This window comes from Pseudomonas sp. Pseusp3 (genome assembly GCF_047304225.1).
Lineage (GTDB): Bacteria > Pseudomonadota > Gammaproteobacteria > Pseudomonadales > Pseudomonadaceae > Aquipseudomonas > Aquipseudomonas fluorescens_CD.
In genome coordinates this window covers 44,912-54,577 of record NZ_JBGLYV010000042.1, presented here as the reverse complement: position 1 = coordinate 54,577, position 9,666 = coordinate 44,912, and the positions used below count along the sequence as shown (strand labels likewise).

General features: G+C 59.7%; 8 protein-coding genes. 6 read left to right on the top strand and 2 right to left on the bottom strand.

From position 1 onward, the window contains the following. Positions 1-144 precede the first annotated feature (144 nt). Complete coding sequence (locus ACCD00_RS16125) at positions 145-1,494, top strand: CoA transferase (protein ID WP_413426000.1); 1,350 nt, start codon at positions 145-147, stop codon at positions 1,492-1,494. Positions 1,495-1,623: 129 nt separating this feature from the next. Here the strand turns inward: ACCD00_RS16125 and ACCD00_RS16120 are convergent, their stop codons facing one another. Then, positions 1,624-2,490 carry a DNA-3-methyladenine glycosylase family protein gene (locus ACCD00_RS16120; RefSeq protein WP_413425998.1) on the bottom strand — a complete coding sequence of 289 codons (867 nt, stop codon included), beginning with the start codon at positions 2,488-2,490 and terminating at the stop codon, positions 1,624-1,626. After that, a complete protein-coding gene (arcD, locus tag ACCD00_RS16115; protein WP_413426005.1) occupies positions 2,487-3,914 on the bottom strand; it encodes an arginine-ornithine antiporter in 1,428 nt (475 codons plus the stop codon). The genes ACCD00_RS16120 and arcD (ACCD00_RS16115) overlap by 4 nt, the downstream gene beginning before the upstream one ends. A 440-nt stretch (positions 3,915-4,354) precedes the next feature. Between arcD (ACCD00_RS16115) and arcD (ACCD00_RS16110) the strand changes: the two genes are divergently transcribed. From arcD (ACCD00_RS16110) to ACCD00_RS16090, 5 genes are all read left to right on the top strand, one after another. Then, complete coding sequence (gene arcD, locus ACCD00_RS16110) at positions 4,355-5,782, top strand: arginine-ornithine antiporter (RefSeq protein ID WP_111279889.1); 1,428 nt, start codon at positions 4,355-4,357, stop codon at positions 5,780-5,782. Between the two features lie 33 nt (positions 5,783-5,815). After that, complete coding sequence (gene arcA / locus ACCD00_RS16105) at positions 5,816-7,072, top strand: arginine deiminase (RefSeq protein ID WP_111279888.1); 1,257 nt, start codon at positions 5,816-5,818, stop codon at positions 7,070-7,072. A gap of 24 nt (positions 7,073-7,096) precedes the next feature. Further along, positions 7,097-8,107 carry an ornithine carbamoyltransferase gene (locus tag ACCD00_RS16100; RefSeq protein ID WP_413425995.1) on the top strand — a complete coding sequence of 337 codons (1,011 nt, stop codon included), beginning with the start codon at positions 7,097-7,099 and terminating at the stop codon, positions 8,105-8,107. 188 nt (positions 8,108-8,295) lie between these two features. Next, a complete protein-coding gene (gene arcC, locus ACCD00_RS16095; RefSeq protein WP_413425993.1) occupies positions 8,296-9,225 on the top strand; it encodes a carbamate kinase in 930 nt (309 codons plus the stop codon). A gap of 12 nt (positions 9,226-9,237) precedes the next feature. Continuing rightward, a complete protein-coding gene (locus ACCD00_RS16090) occupies positions 9,238-9,600 on the top strand; it encodes a DUF5064 family protein (RefSeq protein WP_008019233.1) in 363 nt (120 codons plus the stop codon). Positions 9,601-9,666 lie beyond the last annotated feature (66 nt).

The window sequence follows — 9,666 nt, the reverse complement described above, 5'->3', positions numbered from 1 at the left end:
GGCTTGCTCGCGAAAGCGGTGTAACCGTCACCATCATCGTTGAATGATGGATCGTCTTCGCGAGCAAGCCCGCTCCCACAGGTTTCATCTGGCTTGTCACCTGTTTTGGACTAAGATCGGGCTCTCGCTCCGGAGGGCTCTTCAATGACTGATCTGCTCACGTCCATTCAATCCGCACTCGGTTTGCCTCACACCAGGATTCCATTCACGTCCAGCGGCGCCCTGCCCTCGGCGTTTGCCGTCACTGACCTGGCCTGCTCCAGCATTGCTGCCGCCGGCCAGGCCGCCAGCGAACTGCTGCACCAGCAAACCGGACGCCTGCCCGACCTTGAAGTTGACCGACGCCTGGCGTCCTTCTGGTTCGCCACCTCGATTCGCCCGATCGGCTGGAACGTTCCACCGCTGTGGGACCCGGTGGCCGGTGACTACGCCGCCCGCGATGGCTGGATTCGCCTGCACACCAACGCGCCCCATCACCGCGCCGCTGCTGAAAGCGTGCTCGGTGCCTGTACCGATCGTGCAACGATGGCCGGCAAAGTGGCGCAATGGACGAAGAACGAGCTGGAACAGGCGGTGGTCGATGCCGGTGGTTGTGCCGCACAAATGCGTACCTGGGATCAATGGCAGGCCCATCCTCAGGGACAGGCGGTCAATGCCGAGCCCTTGATTCTATTTGCCAACGACCCAGGCCAGAACCGCAAACCGTGGACTGGTTCAGTTACTCAACCACTGGCGGGCATCAAGGTGCTGGACTTGACCCGAGTACTCGCCGGCCCCATCGCCAGTCGCTTCATGGCTGGCCTCGGCGCCGATGTCTTGCGCATCGATCCGCCGACCTGGAACGAGCCGGGAGTGGTGCCGGAAGTCACGTTGGGAAAACGTTGCGCGCGTCTTGATCTGAACGACAAGTCCGACCGCGCCGTATTCGAATGCCTGCTCAAGGACGCCGACATTCTGCTCCATGGCTATCGTGCCGATGCGCTGCAGCGACTTGGCTTCGGCACGGATGAGCGCCAACAACTGAATCCGGACCTGATTGATGTTTGCCTGAGCGCCTATGGCTGGAGTGGCCCTTGGCAAAACCGCCGGGGCTTCGACAGCCTGGTGCAGATGAGCAGTGGCATTGCCGAAGCGGGCATGCGCTGGAAGCAGGTGGACAAGCCGACGCCGTTGCCGGTGCAGGCCCTCGATCACGCCACCGGGTATTTGATGGCGGCCAGTGCGATCAGGTTGTTGGCGCAGCGGTTGAGCGACGGTACGGGGGGCTCGGCGCGGTTGTCGTTGGCGCGTACGGCGAAGTTGTTGATCGAGCAGGGACCAGGGACGAATGAAGCGTTACGTGCGGAAGATGAGCAGGATCAGGGGTTGATGGTGGAGCAGACACCGTGGGGGCCGGCACATCGGTTACACGCACCTTTGAAGATAACCGGGACGCCGTTGCAGTGGGCGCTACCGGCAACGGAACTGGGTTCGCATCGCGCACATTGGTGGTGACGGCCAGATCGCCTTCGCGGGCAAGCCCGCTCCCACATTTGATCGCGATAGTCAGGAAAAACGCAGTCCCTGTGGGAGCGGGCTTGCTCGCGAAGACGTCAGGACTGCCAGTACAAATTCCGGATCAGCTCAGTCCACCCGACTCAACGAAGTCCACAGCAATTGCGCCGCATACCCTCGATAGGGCCGCCAGCCTTCACCCCGCAACTGCAACTGTTTCGCTGTCACCGGCCCCCCCTCCAATACCGCCAACGCATTGATCAACCCCACGTCGCCATTGGGAAACCCATCCATCTCCCGCAACTGTCGCAACGCAATGTATTGCGCCGTCCAGTCACCAATCCCGTGCAACGCCAGCAACCGCGCTACGCCCCCCTCGCGACCGGGCTCGAATAATCGCGGATCATCGAGTAATGCCTGAGCCACACCCGACAACGTCCGGCCCCGGCTTTTCGGCATGCCCAACGCAGCCAGATCGGCCCCCGCCAACACGTCAGCCGTGGGGAACACATGGCTCAATCCCGGCAACGGTCTACCCAGCGGTGCGCCATATTGCGCCACCAGTTTCCCTGCCAGGCGAATCGCCGCCACCACCGTAATCTGCTGCCCCAGCACCGCGCGGATCGCCAGCTCCAAACCGTCCCACGCCCCCGGTACACGCAGCCCGGGGCGCTGGGCAATCAACCGGGCCATCAGCGGATCAACGGATATTAAATGCCGATGGATCGTGGCGAGATCAGCGTCGAGGTCGAACATCCGCCGCACTTTTGCGACGATTTCGGGCACACCGTTCGGGTCGGGAAAATCCAGCGTCAGCTCAAGGGCATCAGACGTAGCAGGCCGAATGGAAAGGGTACCGTGCATACCCTTCAGTTCGATGCCGCGCGAGTAAACGCCATCGGCCACCGTTTCCAGTCCCGCAATCGCCCGTGCCGATAAAAAGCCCAGCATCGCCGGCCAGTCATAGGGTGGCTGATACGCAAGCAACACCTTCACAGACTCAGCACCCCGCTATACAGCCCATAAGCCGCCAGCCCGGCGCCCCCAATGACAGCGGTGAAAATGCCTTTCTCGATGACCGTGAACAATGGCATGCCCTGCTCACGGCGTGCCTTGGCAAACAGGATCACGCCCGGCGCATACAGAAGCGCCGACAGCAGCAAATATTTCAGGCCACCGGCGTACAGCAACCACACCGCGTAACTCAAGGCGATGGCGCCAATGAGCAGATCCTTGCTTCGCTCGGCCGGCGCCTGCTGGTAGGTTTCACCGCGTACGCACAACAACACCGCATAGGCCGCCGACCACAGGTACGGCACCAGAATCATGGAAGACGCCAGATAAATCAGGCTGGTGTAAGTACCGGCGGAAAACAGCGTAATCAGCAGGAATAGCTGGATCATCGCGTTGGTCAGCCACATCGCATTGACTGGCACACGGTTGGCGTTTTCCCTGGTCAGGAATGCCGGCATGGTCTTGTCTTTCGCCGTGGCGAACAGGATTTCGGCGCACAACAGCGCCCAGGACAACAAGGCACCCAACAACGAGATCGCCAGGCCGACGCTGATCAGCAACGCCCCCCAGGGGCCGACGATGTGTTCAAGCACCGCCGCCAACGAGGGGTTCTGCAGTTTCGCCAGCTCCGGCTGGGTCATGATCCCCAGCGACAGCACGTTCACCAGCACCAGTAGCGCCAACACGCCAATGAACCCGATCACCGTTGCCCGACCTACATCGGAACGTTTCTGCGCCCGGGCCGAATAGACACTGGCCCCCTCGATCCCGATGAACACGAACACGGTGACCAGCATCATGTGCCGGACCTGATCCATCACGCTGCCAAACTCCGGGTTGTTGCGGCCCCAGATATCGAGGGTAAAGACGTCCGCCTTGAACGCCACGGCGGCGATCACGATGAACATGATCAGCGGCACGATCTTGGCCACGGTGGTCACTTGATTGATGAACGCAGCCTCCCTGATCCCGCGCATCACCACAAAATGCACGGTCCACAGCAGCAGCGAAGCGCAGGCGATCGCTATCGGTGTGTTGCCTTCGCCAAAGACCGGAAAGAAATACCCGAGGGTGCTGAACAGCAGCACGAAGTAGCCGACGTTGCCCAGCCAGGCGCTGATCCAGTACCCCCAGGCCGAAGAAAAGCCCATGTAGTCGCCAAAACCGGCCTTGGCGTAGGCATACACCCCGGAGTCCAGCTCCGGCTTGCGATTGGCCAGGGTCTGGAACACGAACGCCAGGGTGAGCATGCCGACGGCAGTGATTGCCCAACCGATCAGGATCGCTCCCGCATCGGCCCTGGCCGCCATGTTTTGCGGCAGGGAAAAAATCCCGCCGCCGATCATCGACCCCACCACCAACGCGATCAACGCGCTCAGGCGAAGCTTGCTCGGTGATTGCGACATCATTGCATCTCCATTTCTTTGGGGGCGACACCTGCCGCGGGATCGTCACATGGCGGGCTTCAACTAAACTGCTGAAGAGTAATAACGTTTATTGGATAACGCCAATAAACGTCTTTTAACTTGCACAAAACGGCTATAGGGACGTCGATATAATCATTTGTTTTATACGTTTTTTTAATACATCAATTCTGTACAAAAAATGCATGAAGAAAATTTGCAGATTCTGAAAAACAAACTAGCGTCATAATTCGAAACAAACTCAAAAAACACTTAAATAATCTTGAAAAGGCTCTAAAACAAGCATTACAAGCAAAAGCATTGTAAATGATGGCACTCCGCCAACAACCTGGGAACGCTCTCATTTAGTGATCTAAATCAGTTGAATGAACAGTCAACAGAATTAGTCTGTTGCCTCTCTTCTCCTGCATTGGAGTCATGCAATGTCTGAAGCACCCGGAAAACTGAAACTCGGCGCACTGGTTGCGTTAGTCGTGGGTTCAATGATTGGTGGCGGTATATTTTCCTTGCCACAAAACATGGCCGCGAGTGCGGACGTCGGCGCCATTCTGATCGGTTGGGCGATCACCGCCGTCGGCATGCTCACCCTGGCGTTCGTGTTCCAGACCCTGGCCAACCGCAAACCCGACCTGGATGGTGGGGTCTACGCCTACGCCAAGGCCGGTTTCGGCGACTACATGGGCTTCTCGTCCGCCTGGGGGTACTGGATCAGCGCCTGGCTGGGCAACGTGGGGTACTTCGTACTTTTGTTCAGCACCCTGGGCTATTTCTTTCCGCTATTTGGGGAGGGGAATACCCCTGCTGCCGTGATCGGCGCCTCGGTGCTGCTCTGGGCCGTACACTTCCTGGTCCTGCGAGGCATCAAGGAAGCGGCGTTCATCAACCTGGTGACCACCGTCGCCAAGATTGTGCCGCTGCTGCTGTTCATGTTGATCGCGTTGTTCGCCTTCAAGCTGGACATCTTCACCGCCGACATCTGGGGCCTGAAGAACCCGGACCTGGGCAGCGTGATGGACCAGGTGCGCAAAATGATGCTGGTCACCGTATGGGTGTTCATCGGCATCGAAGGCGCGAGCATCTTTTCGGCCCGGGCGGAAAAACGCAGCGATGTGGGTAAAGCCACCGTGATCGGTTTCGTCACCGTGCTGCTGTTCCTGGTCCTGGTCAACGTGCTGTCGCTGGGGATCATGACCCAGCCGGAACTGGCCAAACTGCAGAACCCGTCAATGGCCGCCGTGCTGGAGCATGTGGTCGGTCACTGGGGCGCGGTGCTGATCAGCGTCGGTTTGATCATCTCGTTGCTGGGGGCATTGCTGTCGTGGGTGCTGCTGTGCGCGGAGATCATGTTCGCCGCCGCCAGGGACCACACCATGCCGGAGTTCCTGCGCAAGGAAAACGCCAACCATGTACCGGTCAACGCCCTGTGGCTGACCAACGCCATGGTGCAGATTTTCCTGATCATCACACTGTTCTCGGCCAGCACCTACCTGTCGCTGATCTACCTCGCCACCTCGATGATTCTGGTGCCCTACCTGTGGTCGGCAGCCTATGCCTTGCTGTTGGCGGTGCGTGGCGAAAGCTACGAAGGCGCGGCGGGCGAACGGCAGAAGGATCTGATCATCGGCGCGGTGGCCCTGATCTACGCGATCTGGCTGCTGTACGCCGGCGGCATCAAATACCTGCTGCTGTCCGCCCTGCTCTACGCCCCCGGCGTGATCCTGTTCGCCAAGGCCAAGCTGGAAATCAACAAACCGGTTTTCACCAACGTCGAGAAGCTGATTTTCGCTGCGGTGGTCGTGGGCGCCGTGGTGGCGGCCTACGGACTCTACGACGGCTTCCTGACTCTGTAACTACCCTGTTTTGACATCTGGAGGATCACTGTAATGACCAAGGAAAAAGTTAAGTACGGCGTCCATTCCGAAGCCGGCAAACTGCGCAAAGTCATGGTTTGCTCCCCGGGACTTGCCCATCAGCGGCTGACCCCGAACAACTGCGATGAACTGCTGTTCGATGACGTGCTGTGGGTGGCCCAGGCCAAGCGCGACCACTTCGACTTCGTCACCAAGATGCGCGAACGCAACATCGATGTGCTGGAAATGCACAACCTGCTGACCGACATCGTCGCCATTCCCGAAGCGCTGGACTGGATCCTGGAACGCAAGATCACCGCCAATTCGGTGGGCCTGGGCCTGATCAACGAAACCACCTCGTGGCTGCGTAGCCTGGAGCCGCGCAAGATCGCCGAGTTCCTGATCGGCGGCGTTTCGGGCGATGACTTGCCCACCAGTTTCGGTGGCAAGGCCATCGAGATGTTCCGCGACTTCCTCGGCAACTCCAGCTTCATCCTGCCGCCGCTGCCCAACACCCAGTTCACCCGCGATACCACCTGCTGGATCTACGGTGGCGTCACCCTCAACCCGATGTATTGGCCGGCACGCCGCCAGGAAACCCTGCTGACCACCGCCATCTACAAATTCCACCCCGAGTTCACCAACGCCGACTTCCAGATCTGGTACGGCGACCCGGACAAGGACCACGGCAACTCCACCCTCGAGGGCGGTGACGTGATGCCGATCGGCAACGGCGTGGTGTTGATCGGCATGGGCGAACGCTCGTCGCGGCAGGCCATTGCCCAACTGGCGGTGAACCTGTTCAAAAACAAGGCCGTCGAGAAAGTGATCGTCGCCGGCCTGCCTAAATCCCGCGCGGCGATGCACCTGGACACGGTGTTCAGCTTCTGTGATCGCGACCTCGTCACGATCTTCCCGGAAGTGGTGAACCAGATCGTCGCCTTCACCCTGCGTCCCGATGAAAGCAAAGCGGGCGGCATCGACATCCGCCGTGAAGAAACCAACTTCCTCGACACCGTGGCCCAGGCCCTCAACCTCAAGGCCCTGCGTGTGGTGGAAACCGGCGGCAACAGCTTTGCCGCCGAACGCGAGCAATGGGACGACGGCAACAACGTGGTGGCCGTGGAGCCAGGCGTGGTCATCGGCTACGACCGCAATACCTACACCAATACCCTGCTGCGCAAGGCAGGCGTGGAAGTGATCACCATCAGCGCCGGCGAACTCGGCCGGGGACGGGGCGGCGGCCATTGCATGACCTGCCCGATCATCCGCGATCCGATTGACTACTAACCTGCTCACCTTAGGAGATCCAAAATGGCGTTCAATATCCATAACCGCAATCTGCTGAGCCTGGAACACCACACCCCTCGCGAATTGCGCTACCTGCTCGACCTGTCCCGCGACCTCAAGCGTGCCAAGTACACCGGCACCGAACAGCAGCATCTCAAGGGCAACAATATCGCGCTGATCTTTGAAAAGACCTCGACCCGCACCCGCTGCGCGTTCGAAGTCGCAGCCTATGACCAGGGCGCCAATGTCACCTACATCGACCCGAACTCCTCGCAGATCGGTCACAAGGAAAGCATGAAGGACACCGCCCGTGTGCTCGGGCGCATGTACGACGCCATCGAGTACCGTGGCTTCAAGCAGGAAATCGTCGAGGAGCTGGCAAAGTACGCCGGCGTACCGGTGTTCAACGGCCTCACCGACGAGTATCACCCGACGCAAATGATCGCCGACGTGCTGACCATGCGTGAGCACGCCGACAAGCCCATCCACGAGATCAGCTATGCCTATCTCGGCGATGCGCGAAACAACATGGGCAACTCGCTGCTGCTGATCGGCGCCAAGCTCGGCATGGACGTGCGCATCTGCGCGCCCAAAGCCCTGTGGCCGGCAGACGACCTGGTGGCTCGCTGCAAACAATACGGGGAAGAAAGCGGCGCGCGCATCACCCTCACCGAAGACCCGAAAGCCGCTGTCAAGGGCGTGGATTTCATCCACACCGACGTCTGGGTGTCGATGGGCGAGCCGGTCGAAGCCTGGGCCGAACGCATCCAGCAACTGCTGCCGTACCAGGTCAACGCCGAACTGATGAAAGCCACCGGCAACCCGCGCACCAAGTTCATGCACTGCCTGCCGGCGTTCCACAACAGCGACACCAAGATCGGCAAGCAGATTGCCGAGCAGTACCCGCACCTGAAGAACGGCATCGAAGTGACCGATGACGTATTCGAGTCGCCGGCCTGCATCGCCTTCGAGCAAGCGGAAAACCGCATGCACACCATCAAGGCGATTCTGGTGTCGACGCTGGCGGATCTCTAACGGCTCACCCGACTCCCACAGACGGAACACGGTCAATGTGGGAGCGGGCTTGCTCGCGAAAGCGGTGTATCAGGCAACAATGATGTCGACTGACACTCCGTCTTCGCGAGCGAGCCCGCTCCCACACTGGTCCGATTCCAACCGGGAGATCGGGTTGATTGTGACTTCTCTTTTAGAAGGACTGCACCATGCGTATCGTCGTTGCTCTGGGCGGTAATGCCCTGCTCCGCCGGGGCGAACCCATGACCGCTGACAACCAGCGCGCCAACATCCGGATCGCCACCGAACAGATCGCCAAGATTCATCCCGGCAACCAACTGGTCATCGCCCACGGCAATGGCCCCCAGGTCGGCCTGCTGTCTTTGCAGGCGGCGGCCTACACCTCCGTCACCCCTTACCCGCTGGACGTGCTCGGCGCCGAAACCGAAGGCATGATCGGCTACATCATCGAACAGGAACTGGGTAACCTGCTGGACTTCGAGGTGCCCTTCGCGACCCTGCTGACCCAGGTCGAAGTCGACGCCAATGACCCGGCCTTCAAAAACCCGACCAAACCCATCGGCCCGGTCTACAGCAAGGCCGATGCGGAAAAACTCGCCGCCGAAAAAGGCTGGGCCATTGCCCCGGACGGCGACAAATACCGCCGTGTGGTCGCCAGCCCGAAACCGAAACGCATCTTCGAAATCCGTCCGATCAAATGGCTGCTGGAAAAAAGCAGCATCGTGATCTGTGCCGGTGGCGGCGGCATTCCGACCATGTATACGTCCCCCGGCAAACTCGAAGGCGTCGAAGCGGTCATCGACAAGGACCTGTGCTCGGCGCTGCTGGCCGAACAGCTTGAAGCCGACCTGCTGGTGATCGCCACTGACGTCAACGCCGCTTTCATCGACTTTGGCAAACCCACGCAGAAAGCCATCGCCCAGGCGCATCCCGACGAAATGGAAAAACTTGGCTTCGCTGCCGGTTCGATGGGACCGAAGGTGCAGGCAGCCTGCGAATTCGCACGCCATACTGGAAAGGTCGCGGTGATCGGCTCACTCGCGGATATCGAAGCGATCGTCCAGGGCACGGCCGGCACGCGCATCAGCACGGCAACACCTGGCATTACCTACTTGTAAGGAGAGACGCCCATGGCACAGTTTGAGCCAGGTCACTTGCACATCGAGCGTCATGCGCTGACACCGGACGATGTCAGCTACAACGTGCACCTCGACTATGAAGTCAGCAAGAATGCCAAAGGCGAAAAAGGCATCCAGTTCACCATGCACGGCAGCATTCAGGGCAAGGTCATGTCAGAGCCCTTCTTCCTGCCCAAGGAGGAGGCCTACAACTTCGCCAGCAACGTGACGAAAATCGCCGAGAAGTACGGTATTCCAAAGACCCATAGTCAGATCGGTTCGACACACAAGCACTACGATCTGATGTTTGAAGACATACGCAAACAGCTGAATATGAAGTCCGGCGACCCGATAGATCTCGAGAAATTCGAGTAACCCACATTTCCCCTGTGGGAGCGGGCTTGCTCGCGAAGGCGTCGTGTCAGACACCATCCTTGGCGA